This is a genomic window from Algibacter sp. (assembly GCF_049667265.1).
In the GTDB taxonomy this organism is placed as follows: Bacteria; Bacteroidota; Bacteroidia; order Flavobacteriales; family Flavobacteriaceae; genus Algibacter_B.
Map to the genome: position 1 here is coordinate 1 of NZ_JBATHX010000131.1, position 26614 is coordinate 26614.

Genomic DNA, 26614 nt, shown 5'->3' on the forward strand with positions numbered 1-26614 from the left:
CGAATGATAACAGGAATTTTACTAAAATAGTCATCACTACAATGGCAATTCCGTAAGACATATAACTACCTAGAAAACCAAATAAAGGCATGAAAATGTAACGGTTTATCCAACCAAAAAGTCCCCAACCAAATGGCACTAATTCATCTAGATTTCTGTCGTATTTATTAAGTACTTTAAAATCACTTGGCCCGTAATACCAATCCATAGACTGATTGAATTCGCCGCCTTGTAATTCTATAGGAATTGTAGTTGCAAAATTTTTAGTAAATACGGTATCAATGGCCTCATCTTTTACTAAATTTTCAACTTTAACCTTTACATTTTTAAATTTGTTATCGGTTAATAATACCGAAGAAAAGAAATGTTGCTTATAACCAACCCAAGCTACATCTTCAATATCGTCTTCTCCATCTCTTGTATAATCTGCTTTTCCATCTTCATAATCATAATGTGTATCGGTATATCTGTTTTCATAAGAAATACTTTTAGCATGACGGAAACCTTTTAAATTCCAATCTAAATTAATAGCTTGAGAGCTGTTAACAATATTGCTTAAACCTTGCGAACGGATAGCAAAATCTATCATATAATCGCCTTCTTTAAGCTCGTAACGATATTCTAAAAACTGACTTTCTGAAACTTTAAGTTTCATAGAAATAACTGTTACATCACCATTTTTAGTCACTTGAGGTACAAATGGTAAGTCTTTAGTATTTAGAATTCGGCTATCTGTTGTTCCAAAATTAATATTGAAAGAGGCATTATTATCCTTAATCATGTAGATTGGAATAGAATCGTAATCCACAAATTGCTTCAATCTAACTTCAGAAAGATATCCACCTTTATTACTAAACTTCAATGCTAATAAATCACTTTCAACAACGGTTTCTTTATCATTAGACTGTGTGGCAGAAAAAGCAAAGGCACCTAATTTATTTTTTAGTTGAATCATTTGAAGCGAATCAACTCCTGAACCTACAGCATAATCCTCAGCAGTAGTCACTAAGGTTTCTTCTTGCGCTTTAGTATTTTGTTCAGCTATAACTTGTTCTTGTTTTGCCTTTTCTTGAGCTTCTAATTCTTCTGGCGTAGGTTGATTTTGCCAAAGCATGTATGCTAAAATTCCGAAAATAAGCACGAAGCCAATTATCGAATTAATGTCTAATTTTTTTTCTTCCATGTGTTATTCTTAGTTGGTAGATTGTTTGTTCTTTGATTTTATAATATTTTCATTGGAATGAAAAATAGGTATCAAATAGCAATCCAATCTTACTTATGTGCCATACTGGCATTATTTTTCTTTTTCTTATGGGTTAATGAAGCTTTAACAAATGCCACAAATAAGGGATGAGGATTAGCTACAGTACTTTTATATTCTGGGTGGTATTGCACACCAACAAACCAAGGATGCTCAGGAATTTCAATAATCTCAACAAGTCCTGTGTCTGGATTTAATCCTGTTGCAATCATGCCAGCAGCTTCAATTTGTTTTTTGTAATCACTATTAAATTCGTAACGGTGTCTGTGACGTTCAGTAATACTTTCAGCTTTGTAAATATCACGTACTTTACTTCCCATTTTCAAATCGCAAGCCCAAGCACCTAAACGCATGGTTCCACCTTTATCGGTAATGCTTTTTTGATCCTCCATTAAACCAATAACAGGATTTTTAGTACTAGAATTCATTTCGGTTGAATCAGCATCTTTAATTCCAAGTACGTTTCTAGCGAATTCAATAACTGCCATTTGCATCCCTAAACAAATGCCGAAAAAAGGCACCTTGTTTTCTCTTACATACTGGACCGCATCTATTTTACCATCAATACCACGCTCACCAAAACCAGGCGCCACCAAAACACCATCAAGATGCCCTAGCTTTAATTTTGCGTTGTCTTTATTTATATATTCTGAATGAACCGATTCAATATTTACTTTAACTTCATTTACAGCACCGGCATGAATAAAGGATTCTAAAATAGACTTATAAGAATCTTGTAACTCGACATACTTTCCAATTAAACCAATAGTAATTTCAGTTTTTGGGTTTTTATGACGATGTACAAATTCATTCCATTGATCGATATCTGGTTTTGTACTTTTTAAATTTAATTTTTGAAGTACTACTTTATCTAAGCCTTCTTCTAGCATTAAATTTGGTACATCGTAAATGGTAGATGCATCAATAGATTGAATGACAGCTTCCTGTTTAACATTACAAAATAATGCTAATTTTTGACGTAAATCTATTGGCAAATCATGCTCTGTTCTACATACCAAAATATCAGCTTGTACCCCACTTTCCATGAGTGTTTTTACACTATGCTGAGTAGGTTTTGTTTTTAATTCGCCAGCAGCTGATAAATATGGCACCAATGTTAAATGAATAACAATACCATTATTTTCGCCTAAATCCCATCGTAGTTGACGAACAGCTTCTATATAAGGAAGCGACTCAATATCACCAACAGTTCCTCCAATTTCAGTAATTACAATATCATAATCTCCAGATTTTCCAAGTATTTGAATACGCTCTTTTATCTCATTAGTAATATGAGGAACTACTTGAACCGTTTTTCCTAGAAACTCACCTCGGCGTTCTTTTTCAATAACACTTTGGTAAATTCTACCGGTAGTTACGTTGTTTGCCTGACTTGTTGGTCGGTTTAAAAAACGCTCGTAATGACCTAAATCTAAATCGGTTTCCGCACCATCTTCCGTTACATAACATTCGCCATGTTCGTAAGGATTTAAAGTTCCCGGATCTACATTTATATATGGATCTAATTTTTGAATTGTTACTCTGTAACCTTGTGCTTGGAGTAGTTTAGCAAGAGATGCTGCTATGATACCTTTTCCTAAGGAAGATGTAACCCCACCGGTTACAAATATGTATTTTGTTGTAGTTGTCATGTTGCGCTTATAAACGCAGGCAAATTTACAAAATTAAAATAGTTATTTAAGCGGGACTTGTTAACAATTTTAAAAGCATTTTTTTTATGGCTGTTTACGGAAGAAATCATTGACTTTGAAGAAAAATCTACTAAGTTTGTTAACGACTGATAAAAGTTCTTAAACCGACTTCAATTCAATTAAGTTAGCAAAATACTCAAACCTCCAAAACTTCTTCTTCTTTTTTCTGAAACACATAGGTTAAAACCCACATAATTGTAAAGGTTGGAATAATATCAAGCCCAGGGATAATTTCTTCAATAAAAGAAATCACACCTGCAATTTTACCTTTTTTGCCTTTATACATTTTACTCATTAAATATCCAGAGGCTGGCGCCCAAATAACATCGAAAATTGTGAAGCTGAGCATACCAATAGCGTCAAACACAAGACTTAACGCGAGTTTTTTATATTTACTTAAGTTTTCTAAATTCATTGTTGTTTTTTATTAAGAATATAACAAGAAACATACCAAGTTTAGTAACAGATTACTTCCCTATTAGTTTTAAAAACTCATTTCTGGTTTCTATTTTTTCAAACTGCCCTCTAAATCCCGAAGTTGTAGTAGTCGAGTTTTGTTTTTGTACACCACGCATCATCATACACATATGCGATGCCTCAATCACTACTGCAACACCTTGCGGTTTTAATGTATCATTTATACAGTCTAAAATTTGTTCGGTTAAACGCTCTTGAACTTGCAATCGCCTTGCAAAAACATCAACAATTCTAGGTAATTTACTTAACCCAACAATTTGCCCATTTGGTATGTAAGCAATATGAACTTTTCCAAAAAATGGTAAAATATGATGTTCGCAAAGCGAGTATAATTCAATATCCTTTACAATTACCATTTCGTTATAAGATTCCTTAAACATAGCACCTTTAAGAATTTCAACAGGATCTTGCTCATAGCCTTGAGTTAAAAACTGCATAGCTTTTGCAGCGCGTTCTGGCGTTTTTAATAAGCCTTCTCGATTGGTATCTTCACCTAAATCTGAAATAATTTCTTGGTAGTTATTTTTAACATTTTCAGTAATATTATCGTTGTATTCCTCAAAAGTTTTATATGGCATAATGCTATGGCGTAATTATTAATTTTCAAATTTAAAGATACTTAAAAAATAGAATGAAAACCTACCGTTTTAAAGGACATTAAATTATTTTAACTTTTTATTATGAATAATAAAAGATAACAAATTTAGTTTTGTTATTGTTGCAAGACTAATAACATCATCAATCAAAATCAAAATTATGAAGCAAGCATTTACTTTAATGCTGTCCTTATGTCTTTTCATGAATATTGAGGCTCAAACCAAAAAATCTTATCAGATAACTAGAACCTTAAACGCACCAAATATTGATGGAATTCTTGATGAAAGTATTTGGAATAATTTACAAATAGCAACAGACTTTATTCAGTTTAGCCCAGACGTTGGAAAATCAACCACAAAAGAAAAACGTACCGAAGTAAAAATGTGTTATGACGATAATGCCATATATATTTCAGCATTTCTATATGACAATCCAGATGACATGTTGAGCCAATTTACACAACGTGATAATTTTGGCCAGTCTGATTTTTTTAAAATTATTTTCAACCCAAACAATGACGCTCAAAACAATACGCTTTTTTATGTTTTTAGTACAGGCACACAGGCTGACGCTATTGAAAGCCCTAGTAACGGCAAAGACTTTGGATGGAATGCTGTTTGGGAAAGCGCTGTTAAAGTTGTTGATAACGGTTGGGTAGTTGAAGCAAAAATACCATATAGAGCACTACGTTTTACACAACAAGAAAACCCCACTTGGGGAATTCAATTTGAGAGGGAATTCAAGAAAACTAGATCTAAATTTTCATGGAGCGCTATTGATGTCACTAAAGGCAACGAAGGCTTATACAATGCCGAATTAAAAGGTCTTAAAAATATAATCCCACCTACAAGACTAAGTTTTTACCCATATACGTCAGGTTTAGTAAGTAGCTATGATGGTAAAACAGATGCCGATTTTGCTGCTGGATTAGATGTGAAATATGGCATAACAGAAAACATCACGTTGGATGCCACTTTAATTCCTGATTTTAGTCAGGCAGGATTCGATAACGTCAGATTAAATCTTGGGCCTTTTGAACAACAATTTACAGAACAACGCCAGTTTTTTACAGAAGGTGTCGATTTATTTAATAAAGGAGATTTGTTTTACTCTAGACGCGTTGGAGACAGCCCTTCAATAACCCCAGAAACGGCTGATGATGAGGAAATAGTCGACTTTCCTGATAAAGTGCAATTGATTAATGCCGTAAAAATATCAGGGAGAACAAAAAAAGGATTGGGCATTGGATTCTTTAACGCTATTACTGAAAAAACGTCTGCAACCATTGAAAAAACAGAAATTTTAAATGCTGGTACACCTAGCGAAACTACCTTAAAATCGAAAAGAAATGAAGTTGTTGAGCCGCTTGCCAATTATAATATTATGGTACTGGACCAACAGTTTAATAAAAATTCATCGGTTACCTTAATTAATACAAACGTTACTAGAAATGGCGAATTCAAGGATGCAAACGTTACTGGTTTTTTAGTGGATTTAGTAAACAAAAAGAACACTTATGGCGCCATTGGCGAAATAAAAATGAGTTCTTTTAACGATTTTGAAAATAATGATAATGGTTACAGCTCTAGAGTAGGCTTTGGAAAAAATAGTGGGAAGTTTAGGTTTAGTGCGATATATGATTATGCAGATGAAAATTACGACATCAATGATTTAGGAATCCAATTCAGGAATAACTATAGCAATTTTGGAGGTGAAATGAGCTATCGAATTTTTGAACCAACAGAAACCCTGAATAGTTATCAAATAAACTTATGGCTAAATTATAATCAATTAGCAAACCCAAATACCTATACAGGTAGTAACATAAATTTCAATATTAATGCGACAAATAAAAAGCTTCATTCTTTCGGAATTAATGGGAATTGGAATATTGGTAAACGTCTTGATTTTTTTGAACCGAGAAACGGCTTTGACAGTTATTTTATAACCAAAAACTATATACAAAGCAATGTTTGGGTGTCTTCAAATTATAATAAATTTTTCGCTATCGATGCTAATTTTGGTTATGCTTTATATCTTGATAAAGAAAGGCATAACTTTAATAACTGGTGGTATAGCCTTAACCCACGTTTTAAATTTAACGATAAATTTCTAGTAGTTTTGGGTTATCAATTTGATGATTATAACGCAGATCGTGGATTTATAAACGGACAAGATGTTGACGACGAAATTATTTTTGGTCAACGTGAGCGTATTGAAACTACTTTAAGTATTTCAGGAAGTTATAATTTTAATTCGTTTAACGCCTTAACTCTTAGTTTTAGAAATTATTTGAGTCGCGTTACTTATGATAATCAAGTGTATAACTTACAGGACGATGGAAACCTTTTAGTGTCAGACACAAATACAAAAATGACCATAGGTGAAGATTCCGATTTTAATCCTGATGCCAACTTTAACACTTGGAATTTAGATTTTAGTTACACCTGGCAATTTGCTCCTGGTAGTCAGCTAACGGCCTTATATAGAAATCAAATTTTTAATTTTTCAAATAAGTCAGAAGACAATTATTTTGATAGTTTAAACCATTTATTTGATCAAAAAAAGCGTAACACCTTCTCTTTGCGTTTGGTTTATTTTATTGATTATAATGATGTTAAAAATGTATTTCGCAACAAAAAGAGTTCTTAATTGCTCATCAAAGGATAAAGTAGTAAATTCACGGCTATTATTTTTAACAGATGATTCAGGCAAAAAATATTCATAAATTCTACGGCGATTTACAAGTTTTAAAAGGTGTAGATATCCACATTGAAAATGGCGAAATTGTTTCTATTGTTGGTGCTTCTGGTGCTGGAAAAACAACCTTATTGCATATTTTAGGAACGCTTGATAAAGCGACTTCAAAAGGGGGATCGGAATTAACCATTAACAACACCAACATTAATTCACTTTCCGACAAGGCTTTAGCCAAGTTTAGAAATGAACATATTGGATTTATTTTTCAGTTTCATCAATTACTTCCGGAATTTACAGCATTAGAAAATGTTTGTTTACCCGCATTTATAAAAGGCACAAAAAAGGCCGATGCAGAAAAACGCGCTAAGGAGCTTCTAGATTTTTTAGGTTTAACACACCGTTATAATCATAAACCTAATGAACTTTCGGGTGGTGAACAACAACGTGTTGCTGTGGCGAGAGCGTTAATTAATAATCCTGATTTAATTTTTGCCGATGAGCCGTCTGGGAACTTGGATAGCGAATCTGCCGAGAATTTACACAACCTATTTTTTAAGCTTCGTGATGAATTCGGACAAACCTTCGTAATTGTTACTCACAATACAGAATTAGCTAATATGGCTGATAGAAAATTGACAATGGTTGATGGTAACATTACCAATTAATTTTTATTATAAAGTGCATAAACCCCAAAAATAGGCCCAACAGCTAAAATTAAAAAAAGATATTTAGCTTCCAGTATTGTTTGTAAATAACTTATTATTTGAATACTCAAAATGGTTATTCCAAACCCTATTGAATTCACAATAGTTAACGCAGTTCCTTTTGAATCTTCCGCTACATTTTGTGCTACTAAAGTTGAAAACAATGGTGAATCGGCTATAACCACAAAGCCCCAAAACATTAAAAAAATTATAAAAACCAATTCCCGATTCCAAATAAAAAACAAAGGAGAAATCAAACAGCAAATACCAGATAAAGTTAGCGCAATTCCTGCAACTTTTTTAGGTGTATACATTTCTGATAAATAGCCTGATACGACGCAACCTAAGCTACCAATGGCTATTATATAAAAACTCAATAAAGGAATATTGAAATCTACAATGGCATGAATTTCTGCATAAAACATTAATAAAACAGGAACAAACGCCCAAAAAGTGTATAACTCCCACATATGTCCGAAATACCCAAACGCAGCATTCCTAAATTTTTTATTTTTAAAAATTTTATAACATATAGAAATATCAAATTTCTGTAAGGCCTTTTTATATGGTCCATCTGGAACTAATACAAGGACCATTACTCCTCCTAAAATTGCCAAGCCAGAAGTAATATATAGCAAATATTCCCAATGAAATAAATATTTAAACCCTTTTAGTACGTGAGGAAAAGCCGTGCCTAAAACTAATGCACCAACTAAAAAACCTAGAGATTTCCCTAAACCCTTTTCATAATAATCAGATGCAATTTTCATACCGACTGGATAAATACCAGCAAGAAAAAACCCTGTTAAAAATCTAAGTAATACTAAACTCAAAAGTGAATGTGTTCCGAAGGCTATAGCAACATTAAAAATTGAGGCTACTAGAGCACTTCCAAAAAAAACTTTTGATGGTGAAAATCGATCTGAAATAGTTAAAACAGCAAAAATGAAAGTTCCTAGAATAAAGCCAAATTGAATGGCTGATGTTAAATCCCCGAGAGCAGACATTTCTAAATTAAAAGTATTTACCAAATCGCCAATAATAGCATTGCCCACAAACCATAAGGAAGTACAGCAAAACTGGGAGAAAACTATTACTGGTAAAATTATTTTTTTACTAATCATTAAATGTGTTTAATTACTAACTATTTTACATTAAACAAGTAAGTCTCCTTTTTGTTAAGCTAATTACAATTATTTTTGTTGAACTATGAAGGGAAAACGAATAAAATTAACCAAAGCCGAACTTAAAGAATTTTTAGACGCCAAAGTTATTCAATACAATAACCCAAGGTTTATTGAGAGCGATCCTATTCAGATTCCGCATATATTCAATAAAAAGGAAGATATAGAAATTGCTGGTTTTTTAACGGCAACCATTGCTTGGGGAAACCGAAAAAGCATAATCAACAATGCCACAAGGTTGATGGAACTACTCGATCAATCGCCTTTTGATTTTGTAATAAATCATCAGGAATCCGATTTAGAAAAACTGTTGCCTTTCGTACACCGCACTTTTAATGGCAATGATTGCATGCAGTTTATAAAATCATTACAACATATTTATAAAAATCATGATGGTTTAGAAACTGTTTTCGCTAAACATGCTGAAACAGTTTCACTTCAAAATGCTATTTCAAAATTTAAATCTGTGTTTTTTGAAATTGAACATTTACAACGCACTCAAAAACATGTGAGTGATCCTTTAAAAAACTCGGCTGCAAAACGCATTAATATGTTTTTACGTTGGATGGTACGGAACGACCATGCTGGCGTTGATTTTGGTATTTGGAAAACCATTTCTCCAAGCCTACTTTCCTGCCCTTTAGATGTCCATTCTGGCAATGTTGCTAGAAAATTAGGGTTACTAAAAAGAAAACAAAACGATGGCAAAGCTTTGTATGAATTGGATAGTGCTTTAAGAAAACTAGATCCTAAAGATCCTGTTAAATATGATTTTGCACTATTTGGTTTAGGGGTTTTTGAAAATTTTTAATTTTTATAAAACTACATCCGTGAATTTTTCGTAAACTTACTATGAACTTCACTAGCTAACCACATGATAAAACCGGAACTTCCAAACAACGAAACGCAACGTTTAGAGGCTGTAAAACAGTATAATTTACTTGACACTTTACCTGAAGCAGATTTTGATAACATCACCACTTTGGTAGCTAAAATTTGTAAAGTTCCAATTTCGTTAATAACCCTCTTAGATTCAGATAGAAATTTTTTAAAATCACATTTCGGTATAGATTTTAATGAATCGCCTAGAGATATTTCATTTTGTGGTCATGCTATAATAAGTGATGAGCCCATTTTTATTATTGAAGATGCAAAAAAAGATATCCGTTTTCATGACAATCCTATTATTACAGAAAACAATGTGTCGTTTTATGCTGGCGTGCCTTTAATTAATCCTGAAGGTTTTCCTCTAGGAACCCTTTGTGTTTATGATATTCAACCAAGGCAATTAACGCAAGATCAGAAAGACGCCTTAATCATATTAGCAAACCAAGTGGTTAAACTTTTTGAATTAAGATTAAAAAACAAAATTCTTAATGAAACACTTGAAACTTTAGAAGAACGGCATAGTACCTTAAAAACTTTTGCAAATAAGGTGTCTCATGATTTAAAATCACCATTGGCAAATATCACATCACTTTCAAACCTATTTAAAGATGAATTAAAAAATTCACACCCTGAAATTGATTTAGAGTATTTGAACTATATAGAAGAATCTGCTGATACGCTCAGAACTTATATTGATGGTATTTTAAAACATTATAAAAGTGAAAAACTACTTGAAAAAGACAAAAAAGAAACAAAACTAGAAGATGTTTTTACTTCTGTTAAATCTATTTTGGGTTTAAACAATGCTAACTTTAAATTACTAAAAACTGCCACATTAGATAATGTTAATATATATGCCTTAGAGCAAATTATATTAAATTTAGTTGATAATGGTTTTAAGTATAGTTTTAAGGAATCGCCTTTAGTTACTATCGATTTTGAGGAAAACGACCTGTATTATGTGTTTTATGTAAAGGATAACGGAAAAGGTATTGAAGCGCATAAACAAGATGCGTTATTTGATTTATTTAAAACGGCTCATAAGGAGGATAATAACGGCAATAAAGGCACAGGAATTGGCTTATTTACAGTAAAAACATTAATTAACAAACTTGGTGGGACTATTGAAGTGGACTCCGTTATTGATGTTGGAACAACCTTTAAGTTTACCATTGCGAAATAAATACTTTTTATTTTTTTTAAAGATTTTATTAATACACCAAATATTGGCTAGCTTATGTAATTGCTAAAGCAAACCAACCCGCGTTAGGGATTGAAGTGGACCTGCCTGCCGGCAGGCAGGAAGCCCACAGCCCGACCCAGGAGGTGCGAGGACTTGAAACGGAAAGCCTGACGACGACCTAAGGAGGCGTAACGCCATAAAAAAAAACGATTGACAAATATTACATTCATCAATCGTTAATTTATAATTGTAATTCTAGATTTATTTTAGCCTTTTAACCAAGCTTCGCGTAACTCAATTTGAGCATCTGTAGCGTTTTCTTTTGGACTTAAAGACTTGCCAGCCGTGTAACCTTGGGTAGTTGTTGTTTTAATAACCACTTCTTTTCCGTCTCTTTCTAGTTTAACCTCCACATCTCTTCCTGGTTTCCAACCAAACATTTCGCCTAAAATGGCATTTGCATTTTGAAGTGATACTGCTTTACCATCAACTTCTTTAATAATATCGTTTGGCAACGCACCTTGCTCTTTCCAGAAACTATTATCTAAAACAGTATCTATAAAAAAGATACCTATTGTTGGGTCGCCACTTACAATAGGAGCGCCGTTTAATAAAATATAATTAGCCTCCACTTTGCCTTCCGCAATTTCTAAACCTACTTTTTCGAAAAATTCGTTATAATTAATTGGAATATCACCAACAACATGTGTTCTTAAAAACTCGCCTACCGATGGGTAAGTCATGGCTGTGATTTCTTCAATTAACTTATCATCTTCAAAAGGTTTGTTTTTTCCATATTTATTCGATAATTCTTTCATTAAGGATAAGATTCCTCGGTTTCCGTTGCTCTCTTCTCTCATTAAAATATCAACACACATCCCAATTAATGCGCCTTTTTGGTACACGTTTAAGTAATTGTCTTTGTAAGGTACTTTTAATATATTTTCACTCATGATGGTGAAGCTCATAGCATCGTTTAAACTCCTTGAGTGCTCAATTTTTTCCATAATTTTATTGAAAAAAACGGTTTCTTCAACTAAACCTTGATCCACTTGAAATAAGGTTGCAAAATACTCGGTAACACCTTCGTACATCCATAAATGTTTTGAGAATGTTGGGTTGTTATAATCGAAATAATGCACATCTTCAGAGTGTACACTTAATGGTGTTACAATATGAAAAAACTCATGCGAGACTACATCGGTCATAGTTTCAGCAATAGCTTGTTCATCCATAGATTCTGGTAATACTACAACTGTTGATGTATGATGCTCTAAGGCTCCAAACCCTTTAGGAGAATCTTCTTTACCTTCTGATAAATACAAGTAAATATCATAACGAGGTGTTGCATTAACATCGCCTAAATATGCTTTTTGAGCTTCCATCATTGTAAAAACAACGTCTTTAAGAGATTTTGCGCTGTGAACTTTATTTGGAGAATATACACTTAAAACAATTTTAATATCGCCTACTTGAAACTCTTCAACATCAAGATTACCATACATCATTGGGTTATCTGTAATATCGAAATATCGAGGTGCAAAATAGCTTGTAGTTGTTGTTTTTCCGTCGTCACTAGTTTTAGAACTCACGTTTTGCAATGCCGATGTACGATTAAAATCTGCAGCAGCAGTAACATCTAGTTTATATTGATTGTTTTTTAAAGAATCAAAGTATCCAACAAATCCGTGTAAGTTTAATACATAGTTTTCAGCTTCTATATTTGTTCCTGCTGGTGAAAATGGTGTATCTTTTCCAATACCACCGTTTAGTTCAATATCATAAGTATCGTTAACTAAATAGGTGATTTTGTCCAATTCTTTAGCATTTGCAATGGTCCAAGTGTTTGTGTCTGTTTTGTTTACAGGCATTTCATTTCCTTTATAATCAAAGGCTTTAAAATCGTCAACATATTTACCAAAATCACTTACAGAGTAAGTACCTTGTATAACTCTTGGTAATCTATAAGTTACTGTTTCTACTGTAAAACGACCTGGATTAATTGTTACAGGCGCTTTATCATCAGTAATATTAGTTAAGTTTATTGAAGTCTCAATAGGCAAGCTTGTTGCTAAATCGTTACTCACATTTTTAGTTGAACCACAGCCAACTAACACGGCACTAGCAAAAATTGCAAATAGTGTTTTTGTATACATTAAATTGATTTTAAAGGTTTTTTAATTGACTCGCAAATTACCATAATGTTACGTTCTCCTTTCTTAAGGTTTTGTTAAATTCGCAGCATGCAAAATCCATTAGTTAGCATTTTAATTCCATTCAAGAATACAGAAGCCTTTATTAAGGATTGTATGTTTTCGATTATTGAGCAAACCTACACCAATTGGGAATTGCTTATAGTTGATGATAACTCGACGGATAATAGTTTTTCCATTGTTGAAAATATTGCCAACCAAGATGCTCGAATTAAGCTATTAAAAAATTCAGGAAGCGGGATTATTGATGCCTTGCAATTAGCTTTTAAGGAAAGTGCCGGTGAATTGATTACTAGAATGGATAGTGATGATGTGATGAAACCCAATAAGCTTGAAGTTTTGGCAAACAATTTAATGCACCACGGAAAAGGACATTTGGCTATTGGATTGGTGCATTATTTTGCTGAAGAAGGCATAAAAGCAGGATACAAAAGTTATGAGGTTTGGCTGAATAAACTAACAAAAACTGGAACTAATTACGCCGAAATATATAAAGAATGTGTGATTCCCTCTCCTTGTTGGATGTTGCACAGAACCGATTTAATAGCTTGTGATGCCTTTAACCCGAATAAATATCCAGAGGATTACGATTTAGCATTTCGTTTTTATAAACATGATTTTAAATGCATTCCTTGCCAAATTGTGTTACACGATTGGAGAGATTATAGCCATCGTACTTCTAGGACTCATGAACACTATGCCGAAAATCATTTTATCCCATTAAAACTGGATTATTTTTTAGAATTAGATTACAATTGTGAAAAAACTCTAGTAGTTTGGGGCGCTGGAAACAAAGGGAAGTTTATTGCCAAAACTCTTATTGAAAAACAAATTGATTTTGAATGGATTTGCGATAACCCAAAAAAAATAGGCAAAGATATTTACGGTAAAGTTTTAAGGGCTTTTGAGGATTTAGAAACCCTTGAAAACCCTCAAAGTATTATAACCGTTGCTAACAAAGATGCACAGATTGAAATTCGAAACTATCTAAACGCATTGCAACTAAAATCTTTTGAAGATTATGTTTTCTTTTGTTGATTAAAAACCAAAAGGATTAAAATTTCAATAATTAAAAAACTAAATTCCAAAAACCAAGTTTATAAATTCAAATGCATTTTCTATATTTGGGCAATCTAAAACAACATGCAGTTTAAACACCCCGAACTTCTTTACGCTTTATTTTTACTGCTTATCCCTATTATTGTTCATTTATTTCAGCTTCGAAAGTTTCAAAAAGTCGATTTTACAAATGTGGCTTTTCTTAAAGAAGCAACACTTCAAACACGTAAAAGTTCGCAAATAAAAAAGTGGTTAATTTTACTCACTAGACTATTACTTTTAGCAGCTTTAGTTTTTGCTTTTGCTCAACCTTTTACATCAAAATCTGATGCGTTTAAAAGAGAAAAAGAAACGGTTATTTATTTAGATAATTCGTTTAGCATGCAAGCCAAAGGCAACCAAGGTGAATTGTTAAAACGGGCTATTCAAGATGTTATAACCAACGTTCCTGAAGATGAAACTATCTCCATTTTTACGAATGATGATACCTTTAAAAACACCAAAATAAAAGCCATAAAAAATGATTTATTAAAACTTGATTATTCGTCAAATCAATTAACTTTTGAAGCCGCATTCCTAAAAAGCAAAACGTTTTTAAATAATAAAAGTAATACTTTAAAAAATATTATATTAATATCTGATTACCAAGAAGATGAGTCTAATTTTAAAACTGAAAAAGACTCCCTTTTAAACTTGCATTTAGTGAAGCTAAACGGTATCAATAAAAATAATATTTCTATTGATAAGCTTTACATTTCTGAAAGCAATCCTACATCAATTACAATTAAAGTACAGCTTAAAAATAGTGGCTCGGCAATTGATAATTTACCTGTTTCATTATTTAACGGCGACAACCTAATTGCTAAAACTTCGGTGGCCATTTCGCAAGATGCGGAAACAATTTTTTCACTTCCTATTAATCAGATTATAAATGGAAAAGTAACTATTGACGATGCCAATTTACAGTTTGATAATACGCTATATTTTAATATCAATGAAGCCTCGAAAATTAATGTTTTAAGCATTAATGGAAACGACGATGGCTACCTAAAACGCATCTATAACGAAACCGAATTCAATTACATTGCAACCCCTTTAAATCAATTAGATTACAATATTATTGATACTCAAAATTTAATTATTTTAAATGAGCTAAATAATATTCCTGTTGCTTTAGGTTCCACTTTAAATCAATTTGCTAAACAAGGAGGTTCGATTGCTTTAATTCCCTCTAAAGCCATTAATAACGAAGCTTACAATCAGTTTCTTGCTAATTCCAATGTTAGTTTTAATGATTTAATAACTTCTGAAAAAAGCATTACGACCATAAATTATTCGCATCCACTCTATAACAATGGTGTTTTTGAAAAGCAAGTTAAAAACTTTCAATACCCGAAAGTTAATAGTTTTTACAATGTAGCTTCCAATAGCCTATCGCCAGTTTTAAAGTTTGAAGACGGCAAAACGTTTTTAGGTCAAACACAACAAACCTATATCTTTTCAGCGGCATTAAATCAAGAGAATTCTAGTTTCAAAAATTCGCCATTAATTGTGCCAACACTTTATAATATTGCCAAACAAAGTTTCAAAATACCCGAGCTTTATTATACCATTGGAAAAGAAAACACTTTTGATGTGGAAACAAAAATGCAGCAAGATGCGGTGTTATCGCTTGTAAATAATGACATAAGCATGATACCAAAACAGCAATATTTTAATAATAAAGTGGTAATAAGCACTTTTGAAGACCCTTCAATTGCTGGAATTTATGCGATACAAAACAAAAGTGAATCAATTAAAAACGTGAGTTACAACAATAATAGAAGTGAAAGTATGCTCGCTTACAGAGATCTTTCTGCTCTTGAACATGCTACGGTTAGCGATTCTATCACCGAAGTTTTCGATACTATAAAAAGTGACACAAAAGTTAACGCGCTATGGAAATGGTTTGTTATTTTTGCATTAGCGTTATTGATTATTGAAATGCTCATCTTAAAATTCTTTAAATGAACATACTTATAAAATCTGCCACAATTATAGATTCTAAAAGCGAGTTTCACAACACAACTCAAGATTTACTTATTGAAAAAGGCGTGATTACTAAGATTTCCAACAGCATTGAAAACCCAAAAAATTACAAAGAAATTAGTTTAGAGAATCTTCATATTTCTCAAGGCTGGTTTGATAGTAGTGTGAGTTTTGGAGAACCTGGATACGAAGAAAGAGAAACCATTCAAAACGGATTAAAAACCGCTGCACTTTCAGGGTTTACAACAGTTGCTGTAAATGCTAACTCAAACCCAGTAATAGATTCGAACGCCGATATTACGTTCATAAATTCAAAAGCAAACAATCATGCGGTAAGCTTATTACCTATTGGCGCTTTAACAGTTGCCAGTAAAGGCGAGCATTTAGCCGAACTTTACGATATGAATACGGCTGGCGCAGTAGCATTTTACGATTATAAAAAACCAATCGACAACCCTAACCTTATGAAAATTGCTTTGCAGTATGCGAGTAATTTTGATGGTTTAGTATGCTCATTTCCTCAAGAAAATAAAATTTCTGGAAATGGTGTTATGAATGAAAACATAACCAGTACCCGATTAGGTTTAAAAGGTATTCCGGCTTTAGCGGAAGAATTACAAGTATCAAGAGATTTATTTTTGTTAGAATATACTGGTGGAAAATTACACATTCCGACTATCTCGACCGCCACCTCGGTGAATTTGATTAAAGAAGCAAAAAAGAAGAAATTGGATGTTACCTGTAGCGTAGCAATTCATAACTTATACTTCGCTGATGCGGTTTTAACCGATTTTGATACCAATTACAAGGTTTTACCTCCACTAAGAACACAAAGTGATATTGACGCTTTAATTGAGGGCGTAAAAGATGGCACCATCGATATGGTAACCACAGATCACAATCCAATTGATATTGAAGAAAAAAAGATAGAGTTCGACCATGCCAATTACGGAACCATTGGGCTGGAAAGTGCTTTTGGAGCTTTGCAAACCATTTTCACCACCAAAAAGACAATTGATGTGCTAACCAAAGGAAAAGCACGTTTTGGAGTTGAAACAGCACCAATAGCGGTTGGAAACGCTGCCAACATAGCGCTTTTTAATCCAGATGCGAAATATACCTTTTCGAAAAAAGACATACTATCGAAATCCAAAAATGCCATGTTTGAAAACGAATCTTTAAAAGGAACCGTGTATGGCATTATTGCAAACAATCAAGCGGTTTTAAAATAACAACATGACAGAACAAGATATTGAAAAAGGTCGCCAAAACGCCATCATAAGTTACATCACCATTTTTGGAGTTATCATTGCTTATTATCTAAATAATGAAGAAGACAAAAAAAGTGCCTTTGCGAGTTTTCATATTAGGCAATCGTTGGGTTTATGGCTTACTTTTTTTGCTTTAGGTTATATTATTGGCAGCTTTAATAGTTGGCTAATAACGTCATCTTTTTATTTGTTTTTTGCTGTGCTTTTTATCTATGGGTTCTCCAACGCTATTGGTAGAAAAGCAGAAACTGTACCACTTGTAGGGAACTTATATCAACGGATATTCTCAAATCTTGGAAATTAAAAACACCTATTTTTGGGATTAAAATTCAAAAAAATAAAACATGCCTAATCAATCACTTTCTTTACACCACGTTATTCGCAAATCTAGTTTAACCGAAAATGCACCATTACTCATTATGTTGCACGGTTATGGAAGTGATGAAAACGATTTGTTTTCCTTTGCTACAGAATTACCTGAAGAACTTTTTATAATATCTGTAAGAGCGCCTTACCCAATGCAACCTTATGGTAACGCTTGGTATGCTATTAATTTTGATGAAGTAAAAGGCAAATGGAGTGATAACGAACAAGCCAAACAATCAAGAGACATCATAGCTAAATTTATTGACGAAGCTATTGCTACATATCAAGTAAACAAAAACAATGTTACCCTTTTAGGCTTTAGCCAAGGGACTATTTTAAGTTATGCGGTAGCACTAACTTACCCTAAAAAGGTAAAAAATGTAGTAGCGCTTAGCGGCTATATAAACCAAGAAATTATTCCTGAAGATTACAAAACTAGAGATTACTCCAACTTAGATTTTTATTGCTCGCACGGAAGCGTCGATCAAGTAATACCTGTAGATTGGGCGAGACAAACGCCTGCTTTTTTAGAAAGTTTACATATCAAACACCAATATTCTGAATTTCCTGTTGGACATGGTGTAGCACCTCAAAATTTTTATGAGTTTAAGGAATGGTTGATGAAGCGCATTTGATATATTTCATTTCTTATACCATCTAAATCCCTTACATTGCTTTGTAAGAAAAATTAATTATATTTACGGGATAACAGTAACAAAAAAATTACTCTATCCTGACTTATTTACGTGATATCGGTAATAAAAGTTATTATATAACGAGTTGTGCTTCATTATCAGAAACCGCTAACCAATGATAAAATTCTTTAGAAAAATTAGGCAAAAACTACTCTCTGAAAACAAACTCAGTAAATATCTGCTTTATGCCATTGGAGAAATTGTACTTGTTGTTATTGGAATACTAATTGCCTTATGGATTAACAATTTAAATATGTCATCTCAAAAGAAGGCAAAAGGGAATATCATGCTTTCTGAAATTAGAGAAAACCTTATATCTGATACCCTTTTAATTACTGAAATATCAGTTTTTTATGTAGAAAAACAAAATGCTATAAATACATTTTTACAAGTTTCTGCAGAACCTAAACCGTCTATGGAGCAATATAATGAATTGGGCATTATTATTAATGATGGCAGCTTATTTTCAAATAAGCGGTTTCAAGCCAATAACGCAGGTTATTCAACACTATCCAGTTCAGGTAATATTGAATTAATAACTAATATAGCATTGAGAAATAAATTAACTCAATACTATCAACAAACATCACAAGGGTTTGCAGCTCTAGAAGAACTAGTTAATTTAACTAGGAGCTTTAAATATTATATATTACCAAAGCTTATAAATGCACAGACCGTTAAACAATCCATAGGTCTTGATTTTGAAATTCAAACACTCGGAGAAGTTAGGCTTAATGATGATAAAAAAATGTTGAGTGATTTGCTAATTCTTACTTCATACGTAAAAGAAAACGAACAAGCATTAAGACTGTTTAAAAAAGAAATAATTCATCTTCTAAAGCTAATTGATGAAGAGTTGAAAAAATAACGAAAGCACAACATGCGTATAAGACAAATAAAAAAGAGTAAATTCTTACTCTAAAAACAAAATATAAAGCATCAATTTTAGGACAAAAAATGACTATGGGTTGAAAACTGACAACTGCAAACTAGCCCGCGTTAGGCCTGCCTGCCGGAAGGCAGGGATTGCAGAGGAAAGCTCATAGCGACCTTTTGGGAGCGAGGACAAACCTTCGACTCCGCTCAGGATAAACGACAAGCCCGACCCTTGTGGTATCCTGCGTGCCGGCAGACAGGCGCCAAAAAAACAAAAAAAAATCCAGCAATACGCTGGATTTTAATATTATAAAAGTATTGTTTTCTAACTGTTTACTACAAGCCTGAAACCTTCGCCGTGTATGTTTAGTATTTCTACTTTTTCGTCTAGTTTCATGTATTTACGTAGTTTGGCTATGTACACATCCATACTACGTGATGTGAAGTAATTATCGTCGCGCCATATTTTTGTTAATGCTAATTCGCGTGGCATTAAATCGTTTTCGTGCAATGCTAACAGGCGTAATAACTCGTTTTCTTTTGGTGATAATTTAACTGGGTTTTCACCATCGAACTTAAGGAAACGTAATTTTGAGTTTAAATCGAATCGTCCTATTTTAAACTCGAATTGTTTACTATCTGAAATAGTTTCAGTTGCCTTACGCTGAATGATAGCTTTAATTTTCATTAAAAGCACTTCGCTATCAAAAGGTTTATTTAAATAATCGTCTGCGCCTACTTTATAACCTTTTAAAACGTCTTCTTTCATCGTTTTAGCGGTTAGGAAAATAATAGGCACATCGGTGTTTTTTTCTCTTATTTCTTTGGCTAATGTGAACCCATCTTTATAAGGCATCATAACGTCAAGAATACACAAGTCGAAATCGTCTTTTTTGAATTTCTCGAAGCCTTCCATACCGTTTTTGGCATGTGTAACTTCGTAATCATTCATCATTAAATAATCTTTAAGTACGGTTCCGAAATTGGGATCGTCCTCAACTAATAATATTCTTTTTTTAAACTCTTCCATAGTTATGATATTAGAGGAAGCTTAATTATAAATGTGCTTCCTTTGTCTTTTTCTGATTCTACTGATACATGACCTTGATGGTCTTCTACAATTCTTTTAACGTACGCCAAACCTAATCCGTGGCCTTTTACGTTATGAATATTTCCGGTGTGCTCTCTATAAAATTTTTCGAACACTCGTTTGACAGCTGCTTTACTCATGCCGCTACCATGATCTTTAATTTTTAATATAATATTTGTCCCTACATTTTCTGTATACACTTCAATTTCGGGTGCTTCTGGCGAATACTTAATGGCATTATCCAGTATGTTTACTATAACATTGGTAAAATGGGTTTCGTTTGCTAAAACGGACGACTTTTCGGCGTTTAAAAACATTTTCATGGAGCCTTGACGATCTTCAACTATAAGTTGTACATGCGTTAAGGCATCTTCAATTAAGTCGTGCAACTCTACCCTATCCTTACTAATATTTAGCTCCTTTCTTTCTAGTTTAGATATTCGTAATACATTTTCTACTTGCGCATGCATTCGTTTATTCTCTTCCTTAATCATTCCAAGATACCGAAGCACTTTTTCTTTATCGTCAATTATTTTTGGATTCTTAATGGAATCAATTGCTAAATTAATAGTGGCGATGGGTGTTTTAAACTCATGCGTCATATTGTTGATAAAATCCGTTTTAATTTCTGAAATTTTACGCTGTCTTACCAATTGAAATAAAGCACTTGAATACGCTAAAATAATAATAGATGTAAAAATTATGGACAACAAAATCATGCCTATAATTCCTGAAAGGATAAACTTTTTATCATCCGGAAAATTTACCAAAAGCCTATAAGGTGTTTGATTAGTTTCATCGTAAAATATAGGTACTTTAAAAGTAGAATTAGGCTCCAGTTCGAAATTATTACTTCGTACTTTTGTTGCTAAATCGTTACCATAAATAGCAAATTCAAAATCAATATCGATACCGTCTTTCTTAAGTTTTTCAGTTAATAATCCTTTTATTTCTTGTTCTGAAACCCGCTTATGGATTGGTGTACGTTTTGAAAGTTCTTTAAAATTTTTCTCAAAACTTAAACGTTGTGCTTCGTCAATAGTTCCGCTTCTAATAATTTTAGAAATAGGACTATTAATTTCTTTATTATCGATGCTTGCATTACTGTAAACTTCGGTAGTTGATTTTGCTGTGATATTTTTAATATCAATGCTATCTAAACCAATGTCAAAGAGCGAAGAAGATAGTTTATAGTTTTCTTCTAAAACATTACTTCTATAAATGAGCGTTTCCTTGGTGCTATTATTTTTTTGATAAATTAACAATTGTGAAACGGCATCTTCATCTGCTTTTTTCTCGCTATCTAAGTTGAAAAACTTAGAAAAATACTTTTCAGATTCGTTTTCTTCAATGGTGTTTGAAACATAATTAAGCGCTTTTACAACATTGAATTTAAAACGCTCCTTTTGGTTGTTCACCGAATCGTTAATATAGTATGCTTGAATCGCAATAATACCAACTAGAGACAAGCTCATGAGTATTATTAGCAAGATGAATAGCTTTTTGCCCATCATTCAAAATTAACATTTTAACATTTAGCAATCTTATGTTTTAACCTTACATTAACAAAAATGTTAAAATTTAACTAGATTACGCTTTAATAAGAAGTTTCTTATGGATTTTTAACACTTGACTTATCGTACTTTCCAGCGTCGTGTTTTCTATAACAAAATGAGATTTTTTAATTTTTTCTTCGTCTGTCCATTGGTTTTTCATGATGGCTTCAATTTTTTCTTCTGAAGTATCATCACGTTTAAGCAAACGTTTTATTCTTGTTTTTATTGGTGCTGTAACGGTAATAACATAGTCGCAAGCTTTATCGCCACCATTTTCAAATAAAATAGCGACTTCTTTAATCACATACGGTGCCTTTTGTTTTAGCACCCATTTTTCGAAATGCCTGGCTACTTTTGGGTGTACAATAGCATTCATTTTTTGCAGATAAGTTTTATCATTAAAAATAATACCTGCTAAATATGGTCGGTTTAATTCACCATCAACATAAGCTTCTTCTCCAAATAATTTAAAAAGTTTTCTTTTTATGACTTTTGATCGACGCATTAAGCTTTTTGCTTCGTCATCGGCTATATAAACAGGAATTCCTAACTTAGAAAACTGTTTTGCAACCGTTGTCTTTCCGCTTCCTATGCCTCCTGTGAGTCCTACAATGATCATTTTGTAATTATAAATTCTATGCGTTTCTGACTAATTTTTACATGCTGTACTAAATCTGGTGATTTTACCAACTCTGGAATTAAAAAAGATTGGTCTTCATTGGTTTTATTAAAATCGCAAACCACTTTAAAATCTTTGGCTGTAATAGTATTAAAATTACTCAAACTCACATAATATGAAACACTTACTTCCTTTGGAAAGTACTTTATTTCTGTATTTTTTGGCGCATTAATTAACGAAATTGGAATTTTTAGTATGCCTTCCGTAAACTTTTCTACCTGAGCTTTTAATACAACTTGCTTATTGGAAAACTTTAAATCTGTTACGTTTTTAGGCAATTTAAGATTTATGGTTTCAATTATATCTGCTCGCACATCTTTTAAAACAACGTCCTCTAATGCTATGTTATCGATTTTGGAAACCAAAACCTTTGGCCCAACTACAATTACAGAATCTGGTTCTGAAATAACTACCCCTGTAATTCCAAAACCAGGACTAAAACTAATATCTGGATGAAAAACTACAGGCACTTTCTTTACCATATTTACGCCAAACCTAAAAACTATAGGGTCTGGCGATATATTAAGAATCTCAACTTCCTTATCAAATTGCGTATTGTTTAAATATGCTTTTGATTTATTCCAGACAAACATATCGTCCTTTTTATTGACGTCTTCACTAAAATCGATTTTAATTTTTGGCTTAGACCAATAATATTTTAACCACTTAAATCCATGGGTTTTTAAAGTGATATTTATTTTTGAAGAATCATTAAGGATAATATTTTCTTGAGGAACATTTATTCTTTCAACCTCAAAAGAAATGGTATTGGTATATTCCTTTGAAAGCTTTGTAAACATTAAAATAACGAATGCAAAAAAGAGACATAAAATAAATACATTGATTCTTTTATTTTTAATGGATGATAAAATATCTGCTTTAAGTTTCTTCATTATTTTAATTTAAAAAATAATTTAGGAAAATGAGTTTCCGGTTTTTTATTTAATACTGAAACTGCTAACGTCGATTTTAAAAACCCATAACCATACCCAAAAAACTGAATTAAAATGGCCGGAATTGCTAATACCGAAACGACAATGCTTTTTGTACTAAATAAAGCCAATATAAATGCGATTAGGAAATATAAACCATAACCTACTAATAGCCATTTAAAACCATATACAAATGTGACCATGGCAAGTATTAAACCTAAACTAAATACGGTTGGAAACCAATAAGTCAACTTTTTAGTAGCTGGATGCCATTTATTTAAAATAGGACGAACCATGCCAAATTTATTAACTTGCTTGTAAAAATTACTCCAAGATATACGACGTTTATGATACACAAAAGCTTCTGGTATAAGTTTGGTTTTATAACCTAGATTACATAATCGGATGGATAAATCTGGATCTTCTCCTGGGTGAATTCTACCAAAGCCTTTTGAATGTTGAAATGCTTTTTTTGAAAGTCCCATGTTGAAACTTCGAGGTTGAAATGTGTCGACACTTTTTTTATTTCCTCTGATGCCGCCAGTTGTTATAAACGACGTCATTGAAAAATTTATGGCTTTTTGAAGGTTTGAAAACGACTCGTGCGCCGCATCCGGACCGCCAAAACAATCAACATAATGGGCTTGCAAACTTTTATCTGCTTCCAATAAATAAGTTGGTGGCAAAATACAATCGGAATCTAAAATGATAAAATAGTTTCCTTTGGCGTTTTGCATTCCAAAGTTTCTTGAATCTCCTGGCCCTGAGTTTTCCTTGAAGAAATATGAAATATTTAATTTATTACTGAACGTGTCAACAACTTGTTTTGATGTTTTTGTTGAGCCGTCTTCTATAATTACAATTTCATAATCAATGGTACCGTTTAACGCTTCAAAACTTTCCAAAAGTTCTTGAATTTCATCTGGACGATTGTAAACTGGAATTATGAATGAATATTGTAATTGCATAGCACAAATGTAATTAATCCTGTAACAATATTGGCAAACTTACTATGGCATTTCTATTAATCCTGCTGTTGGCGGATAGGTGCGGGAGCGATAGTAGTGGTTAGCTTTTGGCGAGGCGCGCATCGAGCCAAAACTAGTAACGGATAGCGCGGTTTTTTTAAAACCCGCCATTATAATTACAAACCATTATAAACAAAAAAAGCCACCATTTTATTGGTAGCTTTCTTAAATATAAAAATGTGAATTTTATTCGTTTACGAACTTATCCATTACGGCATCACTTACACCCATGTTGCTAAAACCGCCATCATGAAATAAATTTTGTAATGTTACGCGCTTGGTTAAATCGCTAAAAAGAGACACCGTATAGTTGGCACAATCTAAAGCTGTTGCGTTTCCTAGTGGCGACATTTTATCGGCATAGGCAATAAATCCGTCGAATCCTTTTACGCCACTACCAGCTGTTGTTGGTGTTGGTGATTGTGAAATTGTATTTACACGAACTTTTTTATCGCGCCCAAAGAAATACCCGAAACTACGTGCTATACTTTCTAAATAGGCTTTATTATCTGCCATATCATTATAATCTGGAAATACACGTTGCGCTGCCATATAGGTTAGTGCCACGATGCTTCCCCACTCGTTCATGGCATCTGATTTATAAAGTGTTTGCATCAATTTATGAAAAGACATGGCCGAAACATCGGTTCCTTTTTGTGTCCATTCGTAATTTTGATCTGTATAGTGTTTTCCTTTTCTAACATTAATTGACATACCAATTGAATGTAATACAAAATCAATTTTTCCGCCTAAAATTTCTTGAGACTTATCAACTAAATTCTGTAAATCTTCAAGCGATGTGGCATCGGCAGGAATAACTTGAGACCCAGTTTTTTCAGCTAACTCATTAATTTGACCCATTCTCATGGCAACTGGCGCGTTTGTTAAAACAAATGTTCCGCCCTCTTCATGAACACGAACTGCTGTTTTCCAAGCAATTGAATTTTCATCTAATGCTCCAAAAATGATTCCTTTTTTTCCTTTTAATAAGTTATACATATGTAATGGTTTGTATGTTGATTAGTTATATGTTTAAATCTAATAATTTATTACCAAACAAAGATAATATTTATATTATAATTTTTTTAATAGAATCCTGACTTTGCAGGATTGACAAGCTAATTGAGTAATTCTTTAGCATGGGCAATTGCTGAAGTCGACTTTTCTGAACCGCCTAACATTTGTGCAATTTCCACAATGCGCTCATCATGATTTAGCTTTATTAAATTGGTTTGTGTTACCTCATTAACATCCTCTTTATATACTTTAAAGTGCGAATGCCCTTTGGCTGCAACTTGTGGTAAATGCGTTATTGAAAAAACTTGCATGGTTTTACTCATTTGCAGCATAATATCTCCCATTTTATTTGATATTTCGCCAGAAACGCCGGTGTCAATTTCATCAAACATAATGGTTGGTAACTGAATATATTTCGCTAAAACAGATTTTATGGCCAGCATAATTCGCGATAATTCCCCACCAGAAGCTGCTTTTTTAAGTTCGTTAAAACTACCGCCTTTATTTGCTGAGAATAAAAAGGATAATTCGTCTTTTCCGTTTATAAAAAAGGTATCACTAAAAATAGCATCCATTTTAAACTGTGCATTTGGCATTCCTAAATCCATCAATATGGCTTCTAATTGCGCTTTTAACTGTGGAATAACTTCTGTACGCTTATCATGAATTACTTTTGAAATGGCATTTAACTGGTTTTCTTTGGAAGTGATTTCAGATTGCTTTTTCTGAATAGTACTATCCATATTTGCAGTTTCTAAAACCTTGTCATCAAGTTCATTTCTAATTATGATTAGTTCCGAAACATTTGCAGCAACATGTTTTTGCATTAAACTATGAAGGGTTTTAAGCTTGGCATCTACAATTTCTAGCCTATTTGGATCGGCATCAATATTTTCTTGATGGTCACTAACTTCACTATATAAATCGTCCAATTCAATCAAACTGCTATTTGCCCTATTATATAAGTCTTGATACTTTGAGGAAAATGCAGATAATTTTTGAAAAACATTTTTTAATGTTGTTAGTAATGCAATGGCACCGCCTTCCTCTTCACCTAAAAGTTGATAGGCTTCTGAAAGCTTTTCTTGAATGTCTTCA

23 protein-coding genes are annotated in these 26614 nt (G+C 32.7%); 10 read left to right on the forward strand and 13 right to left on the reverse strand.

Going from position 1 to position 26614, the window contains the following annotated elements; genetic code table 11:
* The 4 genes from yidC to folE all read right to left on the reverse strand — a co-directional run.
* Positions 1-1183, reverse strand: a 1183-nt coding sequence (yidC, locus tag WBN21_RS04685) for a membrane protein insertase YidC (RefSeq protein ID WP_424198125.1), incomplete at its 3' end; no start/stop codon positions are given.
* 89 nt (positions 1184-1272) lie between these two features.
* Positions 1273-2913, reverse strand: coding sequence for a CTP synthase (locus WBN21_RS04690; RefSeq protein WP_424198126.1), 1641 nt, complete (start codon positions 2911-2913; stop codon positions 1273-1275).
* Between the two features lie 196 nt (positions 2914-3109).
* The gene (locus tag WBN21_RS04695) at positions 3110-3388 is read right to left on the reverse strand and encodes a hypothetical protein (protein WP_424198127.1); all 279 of its coding nucleotides are present in this window, start codon (positions 3386-3388) and stop codon (positions 3110-3112) included.
* 52 nt (positions 3389-3440) lie between these two features.
* Positions 3441-4028 carry a GTP cyclohydrolase I FolE gene (gene folE, locus WBN21_RS04700; protein ID WP_424198128.1) on the reverse strand — a complete coding sequence of 196 codons (588 nt, stop codon included), beginning with the start codon at positions 4026-4028 and terminating at the stop codon, positions 3441-3443.
* A 178-nt stretch (positions 4029-4206) separates the two neighbouring features.
* Between folE and WBN21_RS04705 the strand changes: the two genes are divergently transcribed.
* Positions 4207-6699, forward strand: a complete 2493-nt coding sequence (locus WBN21_RS04705; protein ID WP_424198129.1) for a DUF5916 domain-containing protein — start codon at positions 4207-4209, stop codon at positions 6697-6699.
* Positions 6700-6749: 50 nt separating this feature from the next.
* Entirely contained in the window at positions 6750-7412 is a 663-nt protein-coding gene (locus WBN21_RS04710; protein ID WP_424198130.1) for an ABC transporter ATP-binding protein, read from the forward strand.
* Here the strand turns inward: WBN21_RS04710 and WBN21_RS04715 are convergent.
* Positions 7409-8575, reverse strand: a complete 1167-nt coding sequence (locus WBN21_RS04715; protein ID WP_424198131.1) for an MFS transporter — start codon at positions 8573-8575, stop codon at positions 7409-7411. The genes WBN21_RS04710 and WBN21_RS04715 overlap by 4 nt on opposite strands.
* Positions 8576-8660: 85 nt before the next feature.
* Here WBN21_RS04715 and WBN21_RS04720 point away from each other — a divergent pair, with 85 nt between their 5' ends.
* A complete protein-coding gene (locus tag WBN21_RS04720; RefSeq protein WP_424198132.1) occupies positions 8661-9446 on the forward strand; it encodes a TIGR02757 family protein in 786 nt (261 codons plus the stop codon).
* Positions 9447-9509: 63 nt separating this feature from the next.
* Complete coding sequence (locus WBN21_RS04725; RefSeq protein ID WP_424198133.1) at positions 9510-10706, forward strand: sensor histidine kinase; 1197 nt, start codon at positions 9510-9512, stop codon at positions 10704-10706.
* Positions 10707-10972: 266 nt separating this feature from the next.
* On the opposite strand, the gene WBN21_RS04730 is transcribed toward WBN21_RS04725, so the two are convergent.
* Complete coding sequence (locus WBN21_RS04730) at positions 10973-12862, reverse strand: peptidase M61 (RefSeq protein WP_424198134.1); 1890 nt, start codon at positions 12860-12862, stop codon at positions 10973-10975.
* A gap of 87 nt (positions 12863-12949) precedes the next feature.
* On the opposite strand from WBN21_RS04730, the gene WBN21_RS04735 reads away from it, so the two are divergent.
* The 6 genes from WBN21_RS04735 to WBN21_RS04760 all read left to right on the forward strand — a co-directional run bounded on the left by WBN21_RS04735 (position 12950) and on the right by WBN21_RS04760 (position 19206).
* Entirely contained in the window at positions 12950-13957 is a 1008-nt protein-coding gene (locus tag WBN21_RS04735; RefSeq protein ID WP_424198135.1) for a glycosyltransferase family 2 protein, read from the forward strand.
* Positions 13958-14062: 105 nt separating this feature from the next.
* Positions 14063-15988: a BatA domain-containing protein gene (locus WBN21_RS04740; protein ID WP_424198136.1), complete on the forward strand. Its 1926-nt coding sequence runs from the start codon at positions 14063-14065 to the stop codon at positions 15986-15988.
* Positions 15985-17238: a dihydroorotase gene (locus WBN21_RS04745; protein WP_424198137.1), complete on the forward strand. Its 1254-nt coding sequence runs from the start codon at positions 15985-15987 to the stop codon at positions 17236-17238. Before WBN21_RS04740 ends, WBN21_RS04745 begins: the two co-directional genes overlap by 4 nt.
* Before the next feature lie 4 nt (positions 17239-17242).
* Positions 17243-17581: a hypothetical protein gene (locus WBN21_RS04750; protein WP_424198138.1), complete on the forward strand. Its 339-nt coding sequence runs from the start codon at positions 17243-17245 to the stop codon at positions 17579-17581.
* Positions 17582-17621: 40 nt separating this feature from the next.
* Positions 17622-18278 carry an alpha/beta hydrolase gene (locus WBN21_RS04755; RefSeq protein WP_424198139.1) on the forward strand — a complete coding sequence of 219 codons (657 nt, stop codon included), beginning with the start codon at positions 17622-17624 and terminating at the stop codon, positions 18276-18278.
* A 175-nt stretch (positions 18279-18453) separates the two neighbouring features.
* Positions 18454-19206 (forward strand): DUF6090 family protein, encoded by a 753-nt coding sequence (locus WBN21_RS04760; protein ID WP_424198140.1) that lies wholly within the window; start codon positions 18454-18456, stop codon positions 19204-19206.
* A gap of 333 nt (positions 19207-19539) precedes the next feature.
* Here WBN21_RS04760 and WBN21_RS04765 read toward each other — a convergent pair whose 3' ends face one another.
* The 7 genes from WBN21_RS04765 to WBN21_RS04795 all read right to left on the reverse strand — a co-directional run.
* Positions 19540-20244, reverse strand: coding sequence for a response regulator transcription factor (locus WBN21_RS04765; protein WP_424198141.1), 705 nt, complete (start codon positions 20242-20244; stop codon positions 19540-19542).
* Positions 20245-20246: 2 nt separating this feature from the next.
* On the reverse strand, positions 20247-21815 hold the full coding sequence (locus WBN21_RS04770) for a sensor histidine kinase (RefSeq protein ID WP_424198147.1): 1569 nt from the start codon (positions 21813-21815) through the stop codon (positions 20247-20249).
* A 79-nt stretch (positions 21816-21894) separates the two neighbouring features.
* Positions 21895-22479: a dephospho-CoA kinase gene (gene coaE / locus WBN21_RS04775; RefSeq protein WP_424198142.1), complete on the reverse strand. Its 585-nt coding sequence runs from the start codon at positions 22477-22479 to the stop codon at positions 21895-21897.
* Positions 22476-23432, reverse strand: coding sequence for a YbbR-like domain-containing protein (locus tag WBN21_RS04780; protein WP_424198143.1), 957 nt, complete (start codon positions 23430-23432; stop codon positions 22476-22478). Before WBN21_RS04780 ends, coaE begins: the two co-directional genes overlap by 4 nt.
* Positions 23432-24439, reverse strand: coding sequence for a glycosyltransferase (locus tag WBN21_RS04785; protein WP_424198144.1), 1008 nt, complete (start codon positions 24437-24439; stop codon positions 23432-23434). The genes WBN21_RS04780 and WBN21_RS04785 overlap by 1 nt, the downstream gene beginning before the upstream one ends.
* A 246-nt stretch (positions 24440-24685) precedes the next feature.
* Positions 24686-25498, reverse strand: a complete 813-nt coding sequence (locus WBN21_RS04790) for an enoyl-ACP reductase FabI (protein ID WP_424198145.1) — start codon at positions 25496-25498, stop codon at positions 24686-24688.
* A 119-nt stretch (positions 25499-25617) separates the two neighbouring features.
* Positions 25618-26614, reverse strand: a 997-nt coding sequence (locus tag WBN21_RS04795) for a DNA repair protein RecN (RefSeq protein WP_424198146.1), incomplete at its 5' end; no start/stop codon positions are given.